The sequence below is a fragment of the Bacillus sp. 1735sda2 genome, assembly GCF_024159245.1.
Lineage (GTDB): Bacteria > Bacillota > Bacilli > Bacillales > Bacillaceae > Bacillus > Bacillus pumilus_O.
In genome coordinates, this window is the sequence record NZ_JAMYWZ010000001.1 from 1,410,412 (window position 1) to 1,429,168 (window position 18,757).

Below are 18,757 nucleotides of genomic sequence, written 5' to 3' on the forward strand. Positions count from 1 at the left end.
GGAAGCCGAGGGCTCCCTTTTTTATTTTGCTTTTTTCTCAATCGGTAAAATCAGTACTTCTACGCGTCGGTTTTTACTTCTGCCTTCTGCCGTATCATTTGAAGCGATCGGCTTGAATTCACCAAAACCTTTTGTACTAAAGTTCTCTTGGTTTAAATTGCTGTTTTCAAGAAGAATACTCAAAAAGTTTACAGCACGTATGGCACTTAAATACCAATTGGATTCAAAATCTGAATTTCTGATCGGTACATTATCAGTATGTCCGCTAATGACGATGTCACGAGCGGGGTTAATAACGAGTAGTTTTGAAATTTCCTTTGCTAACGGGACATCTTGAGGGCGAATAACTGCTCGGCCAGAATCAAAGAAGATACTGTCTTCTATCGTAATGAGCAAACCTTCGTCCGTCAGCTTTGTTTCGAGCTTAGCTCCAAGTTTCTTATTAGCAATGAAGGAATCCACTTGCTTTTTGACCTTTGTGAGAACAGCATGATCTCGAGCTTTCGCTTTAGCTTCTTCATCTTCTTCCGCTGCTTTCTTGGTCTGGTTGCTATTTTCAGTTTCTTCAGTACTTTGCATGCTGGATTGATCCATGACACCAGTACCGCCTGTAAAGACGACATTAAAAGACTTAGCCATCTGTTCATATTTTGCCGCATCAATCGAACTAGATGCAAAAAGCACAATGAAGAGCGCGAGTAGAAGCGTTAGAAGATCGGCATAAGGGATCAGCCAAGATTCATCTACATGGTCATCGTGATCATGTTTTTTACGTTTCCTAGCCATTTTGTTTTTCTCCTTCTTCAATGACAAGATTTGCACGTTCTTTCGCTGGTAAGTACATGAGAAGTTTTTGTTCAATCACTTTTGGAGATTGACCTTCAAGAACAGAAAGGATCCCTTCGATCATAATCAGACGAAGTTTTACTTCTTCCTTTGATTTACGCTTCAGTTTGTTGGCAAATGGATGCCATAACACATACCCAGTAAAAATCCCAAGCAGTGTCGCAACGAAGGCAGCACTGATTGCATGCCCAAGTGCTTCAATATCTCCCATGTTAGCAAGTGCAGCAATAAGTCCGACAACGGCGCCAAGTACACCAAGCGTCGGAGCGTATGTACCAGCTTGTGTAAAGATTAATGCGCCTGACTGATGTCTTTCAGCCATGGCGTCAACTTCTTCTGTTAAGACGTCACGAATAAATTCTGCACTTTGACCATCAACGGCCATGCTTAAACCGTTCTTAAGGAAATCATCATCTACTTCCTCAATGCTAGCTTCTAAAGCCAAAAGACCTTCACGACGCGCAATTTGTGCCCAGTTTGAAAAAAGAGGGATCATTTCTTGAATCGTTGGAAGCTTGTTGTCTTTGAAAATTTTGCCGAACAATTTTGGTGTTTTCTTAATTTCACTAGATGGGAATGCGATGACAACAGCTGCAATCGTCCCAACCACAATGATCAATATAGCCGCTGGGTTGATAAGAGCGGTTAGACTTACACCTTTCAAAACCATACCGACACTCAGTGCAATAAATGCTAAAATAATACCTATTAACGATGTTTTGTCCATTATCTCACCAAATCCTTTAACTATCTTTTTCTATAGTTAATATCGGTGTCTTCTAGAAGGGTTTTAGTCTGAATATCAAATTAAGACAGTTTCTGTGAAGAAATTTTGACGAAAGCGCTTTCTATTGCTTTAAAAAAGAAACTCCCTCTAATATAAAGGGAGTTTCTTTTTAATTTCTTTGAGCAGTTTCATTTAAAAGCAGCTCTTTTAATTTTTCCTCATACATGATTTTGACAAGATCATAGCTCCAATTCATCATGTGATCCACCTCTTTTTCTTTTATCTTAAATGAAAAGAGGCGGGGGAGCGTCGGCGTGCGGATGGAACTTAGACACCGCCACATGATGGAGCTGTAAATCCTTCTTAAGATGTACTTATCCTTTTTTAACGACAATTTCGTTATCTTCAACAGCTACAGTAAATCCTGAAAGCTTATCTTCTTCAAGCAATATCTCCGTCATTTGATCTTCAACGTGCTCTTGAATGGTTCTTCGCAGTGGACGAGCACCAAATGCAGGATGATATCCAAGTTCTGCAATTTTTTCTTTCGCTTCTTTTGTCACATGGACTGTTAAATTTTGCTCTTTTAATTGTGCTGACAGCTCATTGAGCAGAAGATCTACAATCTTCACTAAATCATCTCGATCTAAGGAGTCAAACTGAATGATGCTGTCAAAACGGTTCAAGAATTCTGGTTTGAAATAGGCGCTGAGTGAATCAATGAGTGATTGTTCCTCGATTGCTTCTTCCTGATCAGACTGGAAGCCGACTTTAACCGTTTTATCTGTGCTGCCTGCGTTACTTGTCATGATGATGACTGTATCTTTAAAGCTGACAGTTCTGCCTTGGCTGTCTGTTAACCGGCCATCTTCCATGATTTGAAGGAACATGTGCTGCACATCAGGGTGTGCTTTTTCGATTTCATCCAGCAAAATGATGCTGTATGGTTTTCTGCGCACTTTTTCTGTCAGTTGACCTGCTTCATCATGTCCAACATAACCAGGTGGAGAACCGATGAGCTTAGATACTGAGTGTTTCTCCATGTACTCACTCATATCTAAACGGATGATCGCCTCTCGTGAACCAAATAATTCTTCAGCTAGCGTTTTTGATAATTCGGTTTTCCCAACACCTGTTGGTCCAACGAATAGGAAGGAGCCAGTTGGTCTATGTTTTGATTTTAAGCCGGCTCTACTTCTCTTCACAGCTTTTGCGACTTTTTCAACCGCATGTTCCTGACCGATCACTCGTGCTTTTAAGCGGACGTCAATTTCTTTCATTTTGGTTTGTTCGTCTGCTTGCAGTTTGCCAACAGGGATGCCTGTTTTTTGTTCGACAATGGCTTGAATGTCTTCTGCTGTGACGACATGTTCTTTGTGATTTGTTTTGTTTTGAAGTCTTGCTTCAGTGGCTTCTTCTTCATCTCGAAGCTTTGCTGCTTTTTCGTATTGTTCTTCTTTTAAAGCAGCCTGTTTTTCAGCAGCTATTTCTCTCAGGCGATTTGTTAGTTCATCTTCACTTGCTGCATCAATGGAGAGGTTCGCCTTTGAACCTGCTTCATCCATTAAATCAATGGCTTTATCCGGCAAATGACGGTCATGGATATACCGTGAAGATAATTGAACACACGCTTGAATCGCTTCGTCTGAATAGGTGATGCCATGGTAGCTTTCATACTTATCTTGAATGCCTTTTAAAATCTCGATTGCTTCAGCTTGTGTTGGCTCATCTACAATGACGGGCTGGAAGCGCCGTTCAAGTGCGGCGTCTTTTTCAATTTGACGATATTCTTTTAATGTCGTCGCACCTACTAGCTGGAGCTCGCCTCGTGCAAGGGCTGGTTTTAAGATGTTTCCAGCATCCATTGACCCTTCGGCAGACCCTGCGCCTACAAGAAGATGAATTTCATCTACAAATAAGATAATATTTTTACGGCTTTGCAGTTCTTTAATTAACTGCTTCATTCTTTCCTCAAATTGACCACGTATTCCTGTGTTCGCGACAAGGGACGAGACATCTAATAAATAGATTTGTTTGTTCTTTAATTTATTTGGTACATCGCCACTTGCAATTTTCAGTGCAAGTCCTTCAGCAATCGCTGTTTTCCCAACACCTGGTTCACCAATGAGGACGGGATTGTTTTTATTTCTTCTATTTAAAATCTCAATGACTCTTGCGACTTCTTCATCACGGCCGATGACTGGATCAATTAAACCAGCATTCGCGCCATCTGTTAAATTTCGGCCAAGTTCATCGAGTAAGCCTTTTTGCTTTGGCTGCTCTACGTTTTGCGTATGTCCTGATTGCTCAGAGAAGAATGAGCTTCCTCCGAACAATTGAGGTCCCATTTTCATTTTTGATTGCTCCATCAAAGAGGTGTAGCAGTCTTCACATAAAACCATTTGGCTCCGGGATGAATTCACTTGCATATTCAGGCGAATTGTTGCTTCATTTACTTGACAATGTTGACAACGCATTTGCCATGACCTCCTTATATTTTAAAGTTTGACTTTATTTGACCAATGGATGTTAAAGGAAATGGTCTGTTGTTTGACCATCTTTGACTATAGTATACTCTGACCTATTTTGACTTTCAACTGTTTTGCTCAAAGGCAGGTGAAAATCCTTTTTTGCATTTAATCATGGTTTGTCCTTCTTTTCAAGGAACTTGTCTCATAGGATAAAAAAAGACGATCGAAAGTGATGGGTGCGGAGGGGTCATATGAAACGTTCAAATGAATCCGCTTTTCAGCTTGCCTTTGTATATGTAGGAACAGTGGTTGGAGCTGGGTTTGCGACCGGAAAAGAAATCGTAGAATTTTTTGTTCGTTTTGGCTGGATTGGATTATTCGGAATCTTGATTAGCGGCGCTATTTTTACTGGACTTGGGGCAAAAATGATGCTCATTTCTAAACGAATTGAAGCAGAGTCTTATCAAGATATGAACCGGTTTTTATTTGGCGCAGCTGCCAGTCGATATATTAATGTCGTCATGTTTTTTATTTTACTAGGCGTCACTTCAGTGATGATTTCTGGCGCAGGTGCTATATTTGAAGAGCAGCTTGGCATATCGAAGGAATATGGGATCTTTTTAACAATCATTCTGAGTGTGATTGTGCTTTTGAAAGGATCAAAAGGATTATTTGGTGTGAATGTTCTCGTCGTCCCAATGCTTATTTTCTTTTCATTGATCGTGTTTCTTGATTCATTCGTTTTTAGCAGTAGTGAAAGTTATGTTCTTGCATTGCAAATGGGTGAGGGAGAGTGGATTTTATCAGCTATCTCATATGGTGCTTTTAATTTGGCACTTTCTCAAGCCGTGTTAGTACCCGTCGCAAATGAAATGACCTCTGAAGCGGTGATTAAAAAGGGAGCTGTGCTTGGGGGCATCATGCTGACAGTTATTTTATTCGTATGCTTTTTATCTCTTTCTTCATTAGATATGCTGGAGGCGTTTGATATTCCAATGGCACAGGTCGTGTATCAAGTAGCAAATTCCATACACCTCATTTATTTATTTGTGATTTTCGGCGAAGTTTTTACATCTGTCATAGGCAATTTATATGGACTTGAGAGACAAGTGAGGGCGTATATACGAATGAACAGTGTCTTGACGATATCCCTTATTCTCTTATGCTGCTATGTGATAAGTAAAATTGGTTACGGTACATTGATATCAACGGTTTATCCTATTTTTGGCTATGTGAGCATCTTTTTTATCCTCTTTCTTTTTCTCAAAAAAGTGCCTGCCTCTTTAGATAAGTAAAGAAGGGATAGCCTGCATGACAAATATGTGGTACACTATCCTCTGTGAAAATTGAACAAAAATCCGTGTAAACGGGAGAGGTTCTAGCAAAACCCTCTATAAAAAACTAAGGACTTGCCGTATCCTTGGATGTGGCATTTTTTATTTTTTATGGCTGGGACACCTCATACACATGTAAAGGTGTCTTTTCTTTTGAGAAAAATAGGGGTTTTCATGAGCCTTTCAGATGCAGCTTTATACGATGGTATAGATCTGCAAAAGGAGGAGAACAGAAGATGAAAAATGAAAAAGCAGTCGTTGTCTTTAGTGGGGGACAAGACAGTACAACATGTTTATTATGGGCACTTCAACAATTCGAAGAGGTAGAAACCGTGACCTTTCATTATAATCAGCGTCATCAAGAAGAAATTGATGTCGCCAAAAGAATTGCGGATAAGTTAGGTGTGAAGAATCATCTATTAGATATGTCACTTTTGAATCAGCTGGCACCAAATGCTTTAACAAGAGATGACATTGATATTGAAGAAAAAGAAGGAGAGCTGCCTTCCACGTTTGTACCAGGAAGAAACTTAGTGTTCTTATCCTTTGCTTCTATTCTTGCATATCAAATCGGAGCAAGACATATTATCACAGGTGTATGCGAGACAGACTTTAGCGGCTATCCAGATTGCCGTGACGAGTTTGTAAAGTCATGTAATGTCACAGTAAATTTGGCGATGGAAAAACCATTTGTCATCCATACACCACTTATGTGGCTCAATAAAGCAGAAACATGGAAATTGGCAGACGAGCTGAATGCATTAGATTTTGTGAAAAATGAAACGCTCACTTGCTATAATGGCATCATTTCTGATGGCTGCGGGGAATGTCCTGCGTGTAAACTTCGGAAAAAGGGCTATGACACGTATATGGAAATGAAGGAGGCAAAATAAATGCTTTCTCAAATCTATCCACAAACGAATCATCCATACTCATTTGAATTGAATAAAGATATGCATATATCAGCTGCCCATTTCATCCCAAGAGAAGATGCAGGTGCTTGTAGCCGTGTACATGGTCATACGTACACCATCAATATCACCATTGCTGGAGATGACCTAGATGATTCGGGTTTCCTTGTCAATTTCAGTACACTGAAAAAACTTATACATGGACAGTATGATCACACACTGCTGAATGATCATGAGGAATTCTCATCAACCAATCCATACGCAATGCCTACTACAGAGGTTGTGGCAAAGACAGTCCATGACAAAGTCGCAGATTATTTATCGACTTTAGCAAATAAACCGGTATGTGTTCAGGTCTTTGTGAGGGAGACACCAACAAGCTACTGCATTTACCGGCCGAAACGAGTTGAGCACAATGGCTAAGGCGATACCTGTACTAGAGATCTTTGGTCCGACCATTCAAGGAGAAGGGATGGTGATTGGACAAAAAACCATGTTTGTCAGAATGGCTGGCTGTGACTACTCTTGCAGCTGGTGTGATTCCGCCTTTACTTGGGATGGTTCAGCAAAGCATGACATTCAGTGGCTTCACGCAGAAGACATTCTCAAAGAATTAAAAAGAATAGGTGGACAGGCTTTTTCTCATGTCACCATTTCAGGGGGAAACCCTGCGCTTTTAAAACAAATGGAATCACTCATTGATTTGCTTCACGAAGAAGGAATTGATACAGCGCTTGAAACACAAGGGACAATGTATCAGGACTGGTTTTTGAAAATTGATGATTTAACAATTTCTCCGAAACCGCCAAGCTCAAATATGAAAACAGATTTCGCGAAACTCACACGTATCATAGATGAGCTGAAAAACGGAAATAGATTAGAGCATGCAAGCCTGAAGGTCGTCATTTTTGACGATCATGATTTAGCCTATGCAAAGGATGTTCATGCGAAATATCCAGAGCTTCCTTTTTATTTGCAAGTAGGAAATGATGACACGACAACAGGTGATGATGCGTACTTATTGACGCATTTATTAAAGAAATATGAAGCGCTTGTTGATCAAGTAGCGCAAGACCCAGACTTAAATCGCGTAAGAGTTCTGCCGCAGCTTCACACATTATTGTGGGGAAATAAACGAGGCGTATAGAAAGGAAGAGATGACATGACGACAAGAAAACCAGAAGAATTAGAAGGCGTCACTTTACTAGGAAATCAAGGAACCAATTATTTGTTTGATTATGCACCGCAAGTGCTTGAAACATTTCCGAATAAACATACAAATAGAGATTATTTTGTGAAATTTAACTGCCCAGAATTTACGTCACTTTGTCCGCAAACAGGTCAGCCGGATTTTGCGACAGTTTATATCAGCTATATTCCAAACGAAATCATGGTCGAAAGTAAATCATTAAAATTGTATTTGTTCAGCTTCCGTAACCATGGTGATTTCCATGAGGATTGTATGAATATTATTATGAACGATCTTATTGAATTGATGGATCCAAGATACATTGAAGTATGGGGCAAATTTACTCCAAGAGGCGGTATTTCAATTGACCCGTACACAAACTATGGAAAACCTGGTACCAAATATGAAGAAATGGCGTCATATCGTATGATGAACCATGATATGTATCCTGAAACGATTGATAATCGCTAATAAAGAAAAAGACATGCCTAATGACATGTCTTTCAGCGTGTAGACAAACCCTCGCATTCGGTGTCAGTCCTGCGTGCTGGTGCTCACGAATGTCAAATTCGCTCCGCTCCAGTACTCGTCCTTCCTATGACTGCAAAGGTTTTCTATCACGCTGAAAAGAAGACCAAGTGCTAAAATCAAGATCATTTTAGCACTTGGTCAACAATCTGAGACATGCCTAATGCATGTCTTTTTTTATGGGTTTAAAAGGGATGGATCAGAATGAAGTGATAAAAAAAGAGAAGAGTCATGTCGCTCTCCTCATAAAAATGGGAATAGAACTTGCTAGGACGGCTGGGGGCTACCAGCTCGTAAATTTATCATACATGACAGAACGTATGTTTGTAAAGGCGAATTGTGTTTTTTGCTTATTTTATTTGCTTTGAGATAAAATAGGGGCAATGAACGAATAACGGAGGCGTTTGAGTTGGCAAACAATGAAGAAAAGACAGAGAAGCTGCTGATGGAGCTAAAAGAAGAGCTACAAATGCTCGAACATCAAAACAAAGAACGATATAAATGGAGTGCCTCCACATTGCTTGGAGTGATTGCACTTTTGATCGATAAAGGCGTTATCACCCCAGAGGAAGTTGATATGTACAAAACGAAAGCGGAAATGCAAACCTTTCATACGCAAAAAGACTGACACTCATACAGATGAAATAATAACAAAAGGACATAACAAATTGTATGCTATGTCCTTTTTTCTGCATTTATTTTTATGCTATTAAACAAGTTTATACATTAAAACATCATCCCAGTATTCATGTTCACTTATTTTAAATTCTTTTATTTTACGTCCTTCTTCTCTGAAGCCCATCTTTTTGTATAAAGAAATAGCTTTTTGATTTGTAGAGAATACGGCTAAACTAACCTTTTCGATCGAAGGGTTCTTTTCTGCCCAATCTAATAACGCTGTTAGCAACACTTCCCCTACGCCTAAACCTCTAAAGTTCTTATGAACCAACAAACCGAATGAACCTGTGTGGGCAGTTCTTTTTCTATTTGATCCATTTTTAAATGCTATAAACCCAATGACTTTTCCGTCTTTTTGAGCAACTATGTACGTTTCGTTATCGTTCTCTATTCTTTTTTGTATCCAAGCCTTGTGTTCTAAAAGGGTTTTTTTGTTTTCTTCAGGCGTTGTAAGTAAATAATCTGATTCAGCAATCACTGATGACTGTATGTCTAAAGTAGTTTCAGCGTCTTCCATATTCCCAAAACGCACAATGATATCATTTGAATTTTGCATTTTAGTTTCTCCTATCTAGAGCTAATACTGCATTTCATCACTTTATAAAAATAGAAGGTTGTCTGAAATACTATTTACCATTTCAAAAATAAATGATTTGCTTCGTATTTACGTATGTATCGATAGTCTGAATTGAGGATTGCAAATTAATGTACGGAGTCTTTGATGATTTTATAGTTTTTATGATTAACGACTGTTAGTGAATCCAGTTCTAAATCTCTATAGTTGTCCATAATGGTGACATCTACAATGACAGAGTTTTCGTTCACTTTTTCAACTACACCTGTTAAACCATTTCTAAATTCGATCACATTTCCAATTTTTGCAATCTTCAACCGATCCCTCTCCTTTAAAAACAGATTTCATTCCCTATTAAAAAGTATTTTGCAATATTTTCATACCAATGTAAAGGATAAAGACGTTTTTGTTTCGTTTTCGTTGTATGCTTACCTAACGGATGGTATATTTAATATTTGATGATGGCTGTAAAGGAGCGGTTTTTTTGACGGAAGAACAAATCCTCACAATACTTGAGTCGTTACGAAATGGGACAGAAAAGCAAGTAAACATCCAAAAAGATGATTTTTTAACGTTTCGTTCGATTTTGGTGAATCAAGATGATTTTAAGCATTTTCGCGGGATTGCGAAACATGGTGGAGATGTTATTTTTGAATATCTTACAGAAGCAAGAAGCTAAAGCTTTCTCTCATGAATGAGAGAAAGCTTTTTTATTTTAGTTCTTTTGTCACACTTCAAATGGTCTTGATACATGTGAAAAGAAAATGTAATAACCCATAATCAGGTGCATAAGGATGATTATAGGCGGAAAATAGACCTTTTTAAGCGCTAACAATTCCAGTTGATACGCAATTCAACTAGGACATGCCATTTAATAACGGAATTTGGACAGGCATGAAAATCTTTGTGGGTGAAAATAGAAGAAGCTCTTGTTAGAGTGGACAAGTATCTTACCGCCTACTTTAATTAAAGGAGGAATGAGGCGAATGATGAAAATTCATACAGCTCTTTTTGTCATCCTAATGCTGGTTGCAGCCATGAAGATGGAGAACATCCAAGAGCAGCAAGGCACATTAAGTCACGAACTTTCACAAGCACCTGTTAAGCATGAGCTTTCATATATAAATCAAGATGATCACGATCAAGTCATCCCAGCATTTTCAGAGGAGAAGCGTCAGCCGAAAGTCAAAATGCTAAGTACGTCTACAGAAGAAAAGTCTTCAAAACCAAAGCAGAAGAAAAGAGTAAAATCAGAAACGACGAATGAGGAAAGCGCCAAACGCTATTCTAATGAAGAAATGGAGCTGCTCTCACGATTGGTACATGCTGAAGCGAAAGGTGAATCTTACGCAGGTAAAAAAGCTGTAGCAAGCGTCGTCTTAAACAGGGTGGAACATCGCTCTTTTCCTGACAGTGTCAAAGGTGTGATTTATCAGCGAAATGCTTTCCAGCCAGTATCGAATGGGAGTATTCATGATAAAGCAGATCAAGATTCTGTTAAAGCTGTGAAACAAGTAGTGAAAGAACATGACAGAACAACAAAAGCCATTTATTTTTATAATCCTAAAACGGCAACAGATAACTGGATTCGTTCTCGCAAAATTGTAGAACGTATCGGTCGTCACGTATTTGCCGTATAAAGAAATGAAGCGATCAATTAGATCGCTCCAGCGTGTAGACAAACCCTCGCATTCGTTGTCAGGTCTGCGCTTCGGTGCTCACGAATGTCAAATTCGCTCCGCTCCGATGCTCGTCCTTCCTAGACTTCAAAGGTTTTCTATCACGCTGAAAAGGAGACAAAGGACTAAAATAAAGATCATTTTAGCCCTTTGTCAACAATCTGAAGCGATCAATTAGATCGCTCTTTTTTTTGTCTTCATTTATCAAAATATTTTCAGGACTTGTCTCATAGAATGTGAAAAGAATTTGCTTTAGATAAAGGGGAGGCTACATGAATCGATTTGTAAAAGGGGTCATTCTGCTATCTGTTGCAGCTTTTATTGCGGAGTGTATAGAGTTTTTAGTCAATATGATTTTAGCGAGAGAGCTTGGAGAACATGGAATGGGTCTATATATGAGTATCCTTCCAATCATTATGCTTGTCCTTGTGATTGCCAGCTTAGAGCTGCCAGTCTCTATTTCTAAATTCATTGCAGAATCGCATGAGCGGCTCCATAAAAGTATGCTCCGCCATGCATTTAAAATGACGCTCGTAGTGACATGTACAACAACAGGGATCGCTGCGATTGTCTTGCCGTTCATTCCTGTGTTTCAGTCGTATCATCCGCTCATGAAAGGGCTTGTGCTGTCTCTTATTCCAATCATTGCGTTTACCTCGATCGCACGCGGCTATTTTATGGGAAAGCAGCAAATGGGCAGAATCGCTCTGGCGAATATGCTGAAGAAAACGATCCAGCTGATCTGTTTGTTTTTGTTCTTTCATTGGTATTCCTTTGATATTGAAACTGCGGTTCTCATTGCCATCGGTGTCATTGTCGCGAGTGATCTCGTCGTTTTTATTTATTTATACTCCCAATACGTCATGGCGAAAAATGCTGTCCATGTCAGGTCTGTTGAATTAAGAGGGGGTGACGTGAGAAAGCGATTATTAGCCGTCTCTATTCCGACAACGGGCATGCGGATTTTTCATGCGATTGCCAATGCCATAGAACCGTTTTTAATCAAAGGCGCACTTATTGCCGCAGGCATCTCTGGCACACTTGCTGTTGATCATTACGGCATGCTGGCTGGTGTCGCGATGTCGATCGGTTTTTTTCCGGCGTTTATCGCTCATTCCATCATGATCGTGATGATTCCGAATGTCTCTGAAGCCTATGCTTTAGGTCAGTATGATCTCGTGAAAAAACGTGTCAGGCAGGCGATTCTCATTACATTTGGGTACGGCGTACCGGCAGTCATGGTGATGTATTATTTTGCTTATCCGCTCACACAGCTCTTTTTTGATTCACCGCAAGCTGCTGTCTACTTACAGCTGCTTTGGCCGTACTTTTTATGCCACCTGTTTGTGATGCCATTTCAAGCGTGCTTAATCGGTATGGGACTCATTAAAGATGTGTTCCTACATAATATATGGGTGCATATCGTCTCGTTTTCAATGGTGTATTTTCTCGGATCAATTGAAAGCTTAAATATGATGGGGGTGATATTAGGGATGAATACGGGCATGCTCCTCTTGACTGCTCTGCATTATGCGACGATTTGTAAGGAGCTCGGTGTTTCCATGTTTCTTAGAATGAAAAAAGCATGAATGCCCTCTTCGACGAGCGGGCAAGCTATAAGAAAACTGGGAAGGAAGATCCTCATGAATCGTAAATATCTACCCGCCAGTCTTCTTATGATGACCCTGCTTCTATTACTCATAGGCAGCGAGGCTGAAGCGAAAGAGCCTGTTAAGGCGCCAAGGATAGAGGCTCCTACATTAACTGGTGAAACGCAGATGATTCCGCCAAAAGGAAAAAAGACCATTTTGCATTTTTGGACAACATGGTGCCCGTCCTGCAAAATGGAGCTGCCCGTATTTGATCAGATCGTAAAAGAAAATCAGAGTGATGTTGATATCTTAACAGTGAATTTACTAGGTGCTGAACAAAGTAAACATGCGGTTGCTCAATTTGTAAAAGACAAAAAATTTACATTCCCGGTCGTACTAGATGAGCGAGGGGACATGATGAAGAAATACCAAATCATCACCATACCAACCACCTTTTTGATAAATGAAAAAGGGGAGATAGTGAAAAATCATGTAGGTCCACTAACGAAAAAACAAATCAAAGAGTGGACGAATTTTTAGAAAGAAACCTTATTTCAAGAACCAAGGCTCATTCCTTTGGTTCTTTTTTGTGTTCAATTGCTTTTCATCTGAATAAACTGTGCTCAGAAGAGATGGAATGACCCACATCAATAATGATAATTATTATCAAGAAGAAATTATAATAATTATTAATTGAAAATTGATCAGAACCTGTTATAATGAATGACAGACCTATAAAAAGCTTGAAATAGCAGAAAATATAGATGAAAAAAGGAAACGGGTAACGATTGATGATGTGAAAATCATTATCAATTAGAGAGGAGAAAACAATCATGAATGAGAATGCAGCACTTGATCAAACAACAAATCAAAAGGAATCGAAATGGTCCCTTCATCAATGGGCACAGCACGGAGAATTAATAGCAGCAGGTATCGCGGGGATTCTCATTTTGATTGGATGGATGTTAAAGGATGAGACCATGTGGAGTATTCCTTTATTTATCCTTGCGTTTATTATTGGAGGTTTTGCAAAGGCGAAAGAAGGAATTGAAGAAACCATTTCGTCTAAAAGCTTGAATGTTGAACTGTTAATGATTTTTGCAGCGATAGGCTCAGCGATCATTGGATATTGGGCAGAGGGCGCGATCTTAATTTTTATTTTCTCACTAAGTGGTGCGCTTGAAACGTATACATCAAATAAAAGTAAGAAGGATTTAACAGCTTTAATGAGCATCGCACCTGATGAAGCGACTTTAATTGAAGAAGATGGTACGACTATTCAAATCGCTGCTTCATCATTAACACCAGGTGATCGTATCATGATCAAAGCTGGGGAACGTATTGCTGCAGATGGTGTGATTTTAAGCGGAAGAACAAGTGTAGATGAATCTGCGCTCACGGGCGAGTCTGTGCCACAAGAAAAAGGGCAAGGCGAAGACGTATTTGCAGGAACAGTAAACTTAAATGGTTCTTTAACAGTAGAAGTCACCAAACATAATGAAGAAACGCTTTTCCATAAAATAATTAAACTTGTCGAATCGGCTCAAGAAAGTGTGTCGCCAAGCCAGGCATTTATTGAAAAATTCGAAGGGGCATATGTAAAAGGTGTATTGATCACCGTTGCGATTTTAATGGTGCTACCTCACTTTGTACTAGGCTGGAGTATGAGTGAAACCTTCTACCGGGCCATGGTGTTTATGGTCGTAGCCTCACCTTGTGCGCTTGTGGCATCTATTATGCCAGCTGCTTTGTCACTGATCTCAAACGGTGCAAGAAACGGAATGCTTGTCAAAGGGAGCGTCTTTTTAGAAAAGCTCGGCACAAGTAGCATGATTGCTTTTGACAAAACGGGGACGATTACAAGCGGAAAGCCAGCTGTAGAACAGGTGTTGATCGCGAAAGGACAAGAAGAAGCTGCTTTTTATCAAGCGCTTTATCAAATTGAAAGTCAATCAAACCACCCATTAGCGAAAGCGATATCTGATATGGCACAAGAGCAACAAATAGAAAGAACAGCTCATGTCACCATTGAAGAAACCTCTGGTTTTGGTGTAAAGGCACAATTGAATGGTGAAACGTGGCGGATTGGGAAGAAAGACTTTGCAGGCAAGGCTCCAATGGACAGCGAGATTGAAGAAGCTGGTGAGCAACTTTCTGAAAAAGGATATACAGTGGTGTATGTTCAAAAGGATCAAGTAGTCGTTGGGTGCCTCGGCCTTAAGGATCAAATTAGACCTGAAGCGAAGAAAATGATTCAAGAGCTGAATGATTTAGGTATCCAAACCGTCATGCTAACAGGAGATCAGCAAAAAACAGCTGAAGCCATTGCGCAGGAAGCCGGCATCCAAACAGTTGTTGCTGAGTGTCTGCCAGATGAAAAGGTCCATGAGGTCAATCAACTTAAAAAACAAGGAAACTCGATCATCATGGTAGGAGACGGAATCAATGATGCACCGGCACTTGCCACAGCAGATGTGGGGGTTGCGATGGGCGGGGGCACAGACGTGGCCTTAGAAACAGCAGATTTGATCTTAATGAAAAACAATTTAAATAACTTAACAAAGATGATTCGTCTTTCAAGAAAGATGAATCGAATCATTAAGCAAAATATTATTTTCTCATTAACGGTGATTTGTTTGTTAATTTGTGCGAACTTCTTACAAGTGCTTGATTTACCGTTTGGCGTTATCGGGCATGAAGGAAGTACGATTTTGGTCATTTTAAATGGACTGCGTCTACTTCGTGCATCTTAAGCAAATCATCATAGCGTACTTGGCTTCTGCCAGTGCGCTTTTGTGCGAAATACAGCAAAAACTGATACAATAGATCAGTAGTAAAACGTGTGAGGAGGATGACGATGAACCGAATGAACAGCATGTCTTCTTGGCTAAAGGAAAAAGACATTCAAGGTGCATTTATACATACAAAGGAAAATGTGTTTTATCTATCTGGATACTTCACAGAGCCGCATGAAAGAGTCATGGGGTTGTTTGTGTTTCAAGAGGCAGATCCATTTTTTATTTTGCCTAAAATGGAAGTCGAACAGGCGAAAAATGCTGGGTGGTCAGGCGATATCATTGGTTATGAAGACCATGAGAATCCATTTGATTTCATTCAGTCAGCAGTCGAAAAACGCGGTGTAAGAGCAACTCGACTTGCCATTGAAAAAGAGTCGATTCCGCTTCAAAGAGCAGAACAGCTTCAAGCTGCCACTGGGGCAGAAACTTTTGTCCGGGCAGAAGAAGAGCTGAACCAGTTAAGGCTGATTAAAGATGAATCTGAAATTGCTACACTGAAAAAAGCCGCTCAATTGGCAGACGAAGGGGTCAAAATTGGGGTGAACGCCTTAAAAGAAGGGATCACCGAAACAGAAGTGCTCGCTGTCATTGAATATGAGCTAAAGAAAAAAGGCATTCAAGGCATGTCCTTTTCGACGATGGTTCTCTTTGGCGAAAAATCAGGAGAGCCTCACGGAAATCCAGGACAGGCAGCCTTAAAAAAAGGCGACTTCGTGTTATTTGACCTTGGTGTCATCGTGGATGGTTATTGCTCAGATATTACAAGAACATTCATCTATCAGGAAGCTTCTGATCAGCAAAAGGACATCTATCAAACCGTCCTAAAGGCAGAAATGGAGGCACTTGAAATGAGTAAGCCGGGCGTGAGAATTGGGGACCTGGACTTAAAAGCACGCGGGCTGATCACAGATGCTGGATATGGAGACTATTTCCCTCACCGCCTTGGACATGGTCTAGGGGTGTCTGTTCATGAGTTTCCTTCGATGAGCCAGGCAAATGATGATCTTCTCCAAGAAGGCATGGTGTATACGATCGAACCGGGAATCTATGTCCCAGGAGTCGGCGGTGTCAGAATTGAAGATGATGTACTGATTACAGCGGATGGTCCAGTCACTTTAACCAATTATCCGAAAGAGCTGACGATTATCAAGTAATAAAAAAATCACGATGAACGTCCATGTCTTGGAAGTGTCATCGTGATTTTTTGTCACTCTTTTCGATCCTTATCAACAAAAAAATCATCAATTGATTGAAACGGTTTGATTTTATGTTCTTTTCCTAAAGGATGTAGTGCAAAACGAGCAGAAAACAAAACAGTCATACATAATATAATCCATATGATGAACCCCATCTTGAATTCCCCTTTCCATCCAGTGATTTGTTCAGCTCACATACATCTTAAAGTATGAAACGCTTACCATATCAAGAGAAAGTAGGAGAAAAAATGGCAAACATAAGGGAGATTGCAAAAAGAGCGGGCGTATCTGTGACAACTGTATCACGTGTGTTGAATCATCATCCTTATGTCAAAGAAGAAAAACGAGAACGTGTTCTTGATGCGATGAAAGAGCTCAAATATACGAGAAACATTCAGGCTGTTCATTTAGCCAAAGGTTATTCAAATATGCTTGGCATCGTTCTTCCAACGATTGATCATTCTTATTTCAGCAGACTTGTCACAGGTATTGCAGAAAAAGCACAGGCGCGCGGTATGCATTTTTCTTTGTTTCAAACAGGATATGATCCATTAAAAGAAAAAGAAGCATTGATGAGTTTAAAAGAGCGCCGCGTGGATGGATTAATCTTTTGCTCAAATGCATTAAGTGACCGAGACATTTCAAGGTGGCAGGAATTCGGGCCTATTATTTTTTGCCACCCGGTGCCAAGTGAAAACTGCTCAACCGTATCGATTGCGCATGATCAAGCATTTAAAGAAGGGTTACATCATTTAGCAGCATGCGGACATCAGCGAATTGCGATTGTCCTTGCCAGAATAGAAGGCGCAAACAGCCAGTCGCGCCTTCAAGCTTATCAAAACATGATGCGATCGCTCGGGCAGGAGATTGATGAAGAATGGATCATTGAAGGGAAGCTAACACTTTTTGATGGAAAACAATTATTTGCAGAGTGGCAGAAGATGAAGAATCGCCCCACAGCATTATTCATCACAAATGATGACGTATCAGCAGGCTTTTTATTAGAGGCGCAACGTCATGATATCAAAGTAGGTGAATCTCCAGCCATACTCGGCTTTCAAAATGATCAATTGAGTGAGGCGCTTAGGATTTCCAGCATTGATATTCCGCTGAAACGAATGGGACAGGAAGCGTTTGACTTGTTCGACCAGGCCATAAAGGGGGAGGCACCAGAGAAAAGAATGCTGCCATTTCGCCTGATCGAACGATCAACTACCGTTTTCAAAAACAATTCGTTGACGCACGTTTCATCTGTTTTGTACGATAAGAGGGATTGAATAAGAAGGAGGTGGGGATGTTCATGGAATCCTTCACCGTTGATAAAGCGTTAAATAATAATGTCATCATTGCAAGACACCCTTCTTTGGGCGAAGTAGTTCTGATAGGGAAAGGGATCGGCTTCGGAAAAAAATCGGGTGATGTTCTCGATCAAGATACATTTGAAAAAATGTTTGTCCTTAAAAATACAAAGGAACAAACAGAATATAAACAGCTGCTTCACCACATTGATGAGAACATGATCGAGCTTGCCAATGACGTCATTTATCATATACGAGAAAAAATGGGACACCGTTTGAATGAGCATATTCATATTGCCCTGACTGACCATATTGCCTTTAGTTTTAAGCGAGTGCAGCAAGGATATGATATCACCAATCCCTTTATGCTTGAGACGAAGTCGCTGTATCCGAAAGAATATGAGGTCGCAAAGGAAGTTGTTGAGCTAATTAACAAACGCCCTGATGTCAAAACAAAGCTGCCAGAAGGAGAGATTGGTTTTATTGCGCTCCATATTCACTCAGCTTTAACGAATCGGCCATTATCTGAGGTGAATCGTCATTCGCAGCTCATCACACAAATGGTCCAAGTCATAGAAGATTCATTTCATATGAAAGTAGACAGAGAAAGTATTCATTATTTACGCTTATTGCGCCATATTACATTTTCGATTGAGCGTATTAAACGGGAAGAATCTTTAGAGGAGCCAGAAAAATTGCTTCATCTATTGAAAAATGAATATCCTTTATGCTACAATACTGCTTGGAAAATGATCAAAATATTACAACATGCATTGAAAAAGCCTGTACAGGATGCAGAGGCTGTCTACCTGACACTTCATCTGTACAGATTGACAAATAAAATTTCATAGTTTCCTTGAAACGTGTAACTGATTCGATCAGGCATGAGTGACTTAAGGTAAATACAGGATAAGATCCTGTTATTTGCGCAACCTT

20 protein-coding genes and 1 riboswitch are annotated in these 18,757 nt (G+C 40.0%); of the genes, 14 read left to right on the forward strand and 6 right to left on the reverse strand.

What is annotated here, in order from left to right; all coding sequences use genetic code 11:
• Nucleotides 1-21: 21 nt before the first annotated feature.
• The 3 genes from motB to NKR21_RS07295 form a co-directional block, all read right to left on the reverse strand.
• Nucleotides 22-786, reverse strand: a complete 765-nt coding sequence (gene motB, locus NKR21_RS07285; protein ID WP_012009741.1) for a flagellar motor protein MotB — start codon at nucleotides 784-786, stop codon at nucleotides 22-24.
• Complete coding sequence (gene motA, locus NKR21_RS07290; RefSeq protein WP_012009742.1) at nucleotides 779-1,573, reverse strand: flagellar motor stator protein MotA; 795 nt, start codon at nucleotides 1,571-1,573, stop codon at nucleotides 779-781. Before motA ends, motB begins: the two co-directional genes overlap by 8 nt.
• 374 nt (nucleotides 1,574-1,947) lie before the next feature.
• The gene (locus NKR21_RS07295) at nucleotides 1,948-4,050 is read right to left on the reverse strand and encodes an ATP-dependent Clp protease ATP-binding subunit (RefSeq protein ID WP_144458047.1); all 2,103 of its coding nucleotides are present in this window, start codon (nucleotides 4,048-4,050) and stop codon (nucleotides 1,948-1,950) included.
• Between the two features lie 245 nt (nucleotides 4,051-4,295).
• Between NKR21_RS07295 and NKR21_RS07300 the strand changes: the two genes are divergently transcribed.
• From NKR21_RS07300 to NKR21_RS07325, 6 genes are all read left to right on the forward strand, one after another.
• The gene (locus tag NKR21_RS07300) at nucleotides 4,296-5,339 is read left to right on the forward strand and encodes a YkvI family membrane protein (protein WP_012009744.1); all 1,044 of its coding nucleotides are present in this window, start codon (nucleotides 4,296-4,298) and stop codon (nucleotides 5,337-5,339) included.
• A 71-nt stretch (nucleotides 5,340-5,410) separates the two neighbouring features.
• Nucleotides 5,411-5,455: riboswitch (PreQ1 riboswitch) on the forward strand.
• A 159-nt stretch (nucleotides 5,456-5,614) separates the two neighbouring features.
• Nucleotides 5,615-6,271, forward strand: a complete 657-nt coding sequence (gene queC / locus NKR21_RS07305; protein ID WP_012009745.1) for a 7-cyano-7-deazaguanine synthase QueC — start codon at nucleotides 5,615-5,617, stop codon at nucleotides 6,269-6,271.
• Complete coding sequence (gene queD / locus NKR21_RS07310; protein WP_088004411.1) at nucleotides 6,272-6,712, forward strand: 6-carboxytetrahydropterin synthase QueD; 441 nt, start codon at nucleotides 6,272-6,274, stop codon at nucleotides 6,710-6,712.
• Complete coding sequence (queE, locus tag NKR21_RS07315; protein WP_144458049.1) at nucleotides 6,705-7,436, forward strand: 7-carboxy-7-deazaguanine synthase QueE; 732 nt, start codon at nucleotides 6,705-6,707, stop codon at nucleotides 7,434-7,436. The genes queD and queE overlap by 8 nt, the downstream gene beginning before the upstream one ends.
• A 15-nt stretch (nucleotides 7,437-7,451) precedes the next feature.
• Nucleotides 7,452-7,949, forward strand: a complete 498-nt coding sequence (gene queF, locus NKR21_RS07320; protein WP_003211403.1) for a preQ(1) synthase — start codon at nucleotides 7,452-7,454, stop codon at nucleotides 7,947-7,949.
• Between the two features lie 466 nt (nucleotides 7,950-8,415).
• Entirely contained in the window at nucleotides 8,416-8,634 is a 219-nt protein-coding gene (locus NKR21_RS07325) for a hypothetical protein (RefSeq protein WP_012009749.1), read from the forward strand.
• A gap of 81 nt (nucleotides 8,635-8,715) precedes the next feature.
• Here NKR21_RS07325 and NKR21_RS07330 read toward each other — a convergent pair whose 3' ends face one another.
• Together NKR21_RS07330 and NKR21_RS07335 are read right to left on the reverse strand one after the other, a co-directional pair.
• Nucleotides 8,716-9,240 (reverse strand): GNAT family N-acetyltransferase, encoded by a 525-nt coding sequence (locus NKR21_RS07330; protein ID WP_012009750.1) that lies wholly within the window; start codon nucleotides 9,238-9,240, stop codon nucleotides 8,716-8,718.
• A gap of 146 nt (nucleotides 9,241-9,386) precedes the next feature.
• Nucleotides 9,387-9,575, reverse strand: coding sequence for a YkvS family protein (locus tag NKR21_RS07335; RefSeq protein WP_003211747.1), 189 nt, complete (start codon nucleotides 9,573-9,575; stop codon nucleotides 9,387-9,389).
• Nucleotides 9,576-9,742: 167 nt separating this feature from the next.
• Between NKR21_RS07335 and NKR21_RS07340 the strand changes: the two genes are divergently transcribed.
• The 6 genes from NKR21_RS07340 to NKR21_RS07365 all read left to right on the forward strand — a co-directional run bounded on the left by NKR21_RS07340 (nucleotide 9,743) and on the right by NKR21_RS07365 (nucleotide 16,481).
• Nucleotides 9,743-9,937: a hypothetical protein gene (locus NKR21_RS07340; RefSeq protein WP_012009751.1), complete on the forward strand. Its 195-nt coding sequence runs from the start codon at nucleotides 9,743-9,745 to the stop codon at nucleotides 9,935-9,937.
• Nucleotides 9,938-10,244: 307 nt separating this feature from the next.
• Nucleotides 10,245-10,898 (forward strand): cell wall hydrolase, encoded by a 654-nt coding sequence (locus tag NKR21_RS07345; RefSeq protein ID WP_012009752.1) that lies wholly within the window; start codon nucleotides 10,245-10,247, stop codon nucleotides 10,896-10,898.
• Nucleotides 10,899-11,209: 311 nt separating this feature from the next.
• Nucleotides 11,210-12,526 (forward strand): polysaccharide biosynthesis protein, encoded by a 1,317-nt coding sequence (locus NKR21_RS07350; RefSeq protein ID WP_012009753.1) that lies wholly within the window; start codon nucleotides 11,210-11,212, stop codon nucleotides 12,524-12,526.
• A 54-nt stretch (nucleotides 12,527-12,580) separates the two neighbouring features.
• Entirely contained in the window at nucleotides 12,581-13,069 is a 489-nt protein-coding gene (stoA, locus tag NKR21_RS07355; protein ID WP_012009754.1) for an endospore biogenesis thiol-disulfide oxidoreductase StoA, read from the forward strand.
• Between the two features lie 293 nt (nucleotides 13,070-13,362).
• Entirely contained in the window at nucleotides 13,363-15,282 is a 1,920-nt protein-coding gene (locus NKR21_RS07360; RefSeq protein ID WP_012009755.1) for a heavy metal translocating P-type ATPase, read from the forward strand.
• Between the two features lie 104 nt (nucleotides 15,283-15,386).
• The gene (locus NKR21_RS07365) at nucleotides 15,387-16,481 is read left to right on the forward strand and encodes a M24 family metallopeptidase (protein ID WP_012009756.1); all 1,095 of its coding nucleotides are present in this window, start codon (nucleotides 15,387-15,389) and stop codon (nucleotides 16,479-16,481) included.
• Between the two features lie 53 nt (nucleotides 16,482-16,534).
• On the opposite strand, the gene NKR21_RS07370 is transcribed toward NKR21_RS07365, so the two are convergent.
• The gene (locus NKR21_RS07370) at nucleotides 16,535-16,678 is read right to left on the reverse strand and encodes a hypothetical protein (RefSeq protein ID WP_162900848.1); all 144 of its coding nucleotides are present in this window, start codon (nucleotides 16,676-16,678) and stop codon (nucleotides 16,535-16,537) included.
• Nucleotides 16,679-16,771: 93 nt separating this feature from the next.
• On the opposite strand from NKR21_RS07370, the gene NKR21_RS07375 reads away from it, so the two are divergent.
• Together NKR21_RS07375 and glcT are read left to right on the forward strand one after the other, a co-directional pair.
• Nucleotides 16,772-17,800, forward strand: a complete 1,029-nt coding sequence (locus NKR21_RS07375) for a LacI family DNA-binding transcriptional regulator (protein WP_144458054.1) — start codon at nucleotides 16,772-16,774, stop codon at nucleotides 17,798-17,800.
• Between the two features lie 17 nt (nucleotides 17,801-17,817).
• On the forward strand, nucleotides 17,818-18,672 hold the full coding sequence (glcT, locus tag NKR21_RS07380; protein WP_012009758.1) for a glucose PTS transporter transcription antiterminator GlcT: 855 nt from the start codon (nucleotides 17,818-17,820) through the stop codon (nucleotides 18,670-18,672).
• Nucleotides 18,673-18,757 lie beyond the last annotated feature (85 nt).

What these genes read in the sequence shown, in the direction of transcription:
- motB (WP_012009741.1), bottom strand. Translation starts at nt 786, where the DNA reads ATGGCTAGGAAACGTAAAAAACATGATCACGATGACCATGTAGATGAA.
- motA (WP_012009742.1), bottom strand. Translation starts at nt 1,573, where the DNA reads ATGGACAAAACATCGTTAATAGGTATTATTTTAGCATTTATTGCACTG.
- NKR21_RS07295 (WP_144458047.1), bottom strand. Translation starts at nt 4,050, where the DNA reads ATGCGTTGTCAACATTGTCAAGTAAATGAAGCAACAATTCGCCTGAAT.
- NKR21_RS07300 (WP_012009744.1), top strand. Translation starts at nt 4,296, where the DNA reads ATGAAACGTTCAAATGAATCCGCTTTTCAGCTTGCCTTTGTATATGTA.
- queC (WP_012009745.1), top strand. Translation starts at nt 5,615, where the DNA reads ATGAAAAATGAAAAAGCAGTCGTTGTCTTTAGTGGGGGACAAGACAGT.
- queD (WP_088004411.1), top strand. Translation starts at nt 6,272, where the DNA reads ATGCTTTCTCAAATCTATCCACAAACGAATCATCCATACTCATTTGAA.
- queE (WP_144458049.1), top strand. Translation starts at nt 6,705, where the DNA reads ATGGCTAAGGCGATACCTGTACTAGAGATCTTTGGTCCGACCATTCAA.
- queF (WP_003211403.1), top strand. Translation starts at nt 7,452, where the DNA reads ATGACGACAAGAAAACCAGAAGAATTAGAAGGCGTCACTTTACTAGGA.
- NKR21_RS07330 (WP_012009750.1), bottom strand. Translation starts at nt 9,240, where the DNA reads ATGCAAAATTCAAATGATATCATTGTGCGTTTTGGGAATATGGAAGAC.
- NKR21_RS07345 (WP_012009752.1), top strand. Translation starts at nt 10,245, where the DNA reads ATGATGAAAATTCATACAGCTCTTTTTGTCATCCTAATGCTGGTTGCA.
- NKR21_RS07350 (WP_012009753.1), top strand. Translation starts at nt 11,210, where the DNA reads ATGAATCGATTTGTAAAAGGGGTCATTCTGCTATCTGTTGCAGCTTTT.
- stoA (WP_012009754.1), top strand. Translation starts at nt 12,581, where the DNA reads ATGAATCGTAAATATCTACCCGCCAGTCTTCTTATGATGACCCTGCTT.
- NKR21_RS07360 (WP_012009755.1), top strand. Translation starts at nt 13,363, where the DNA reads ATGAATGAGAATGCAGCACTTGATCAAACAACAAATCAAAAGGAATCG.
- NKR21_RS07365 (WP_012009756.1), top strand. Translation starts at nt 15,387, where the DNA reads ATGAACCGAATGAACAGCATGTCTTCTTGGCTAAAGGAAAAAGACATT.
- NKR21_RS07370 (WP_162900848.1), bottom strand. Translation starts at nt 16,678, where the DNA reads ATGGGGTTCATCATATGGATTATATTATGTATGACTGTTTTGTTTTCT.
- NKR21_RS07375 (WP_144458054.1), top strand. Translation starts at nt 16,772, where the DNA reads ATGGCAAACATAAGGGAGATTGCAAAAAGAGCGGGCGTATCTGTGACA.
- glcT (WP_012009758.1), top strand. Translation starts at nt 17,818, where the DNA reads ATGTTCATGGAATCCTTCACCGTTGATAAAGCGTTAAATAATAATGTC.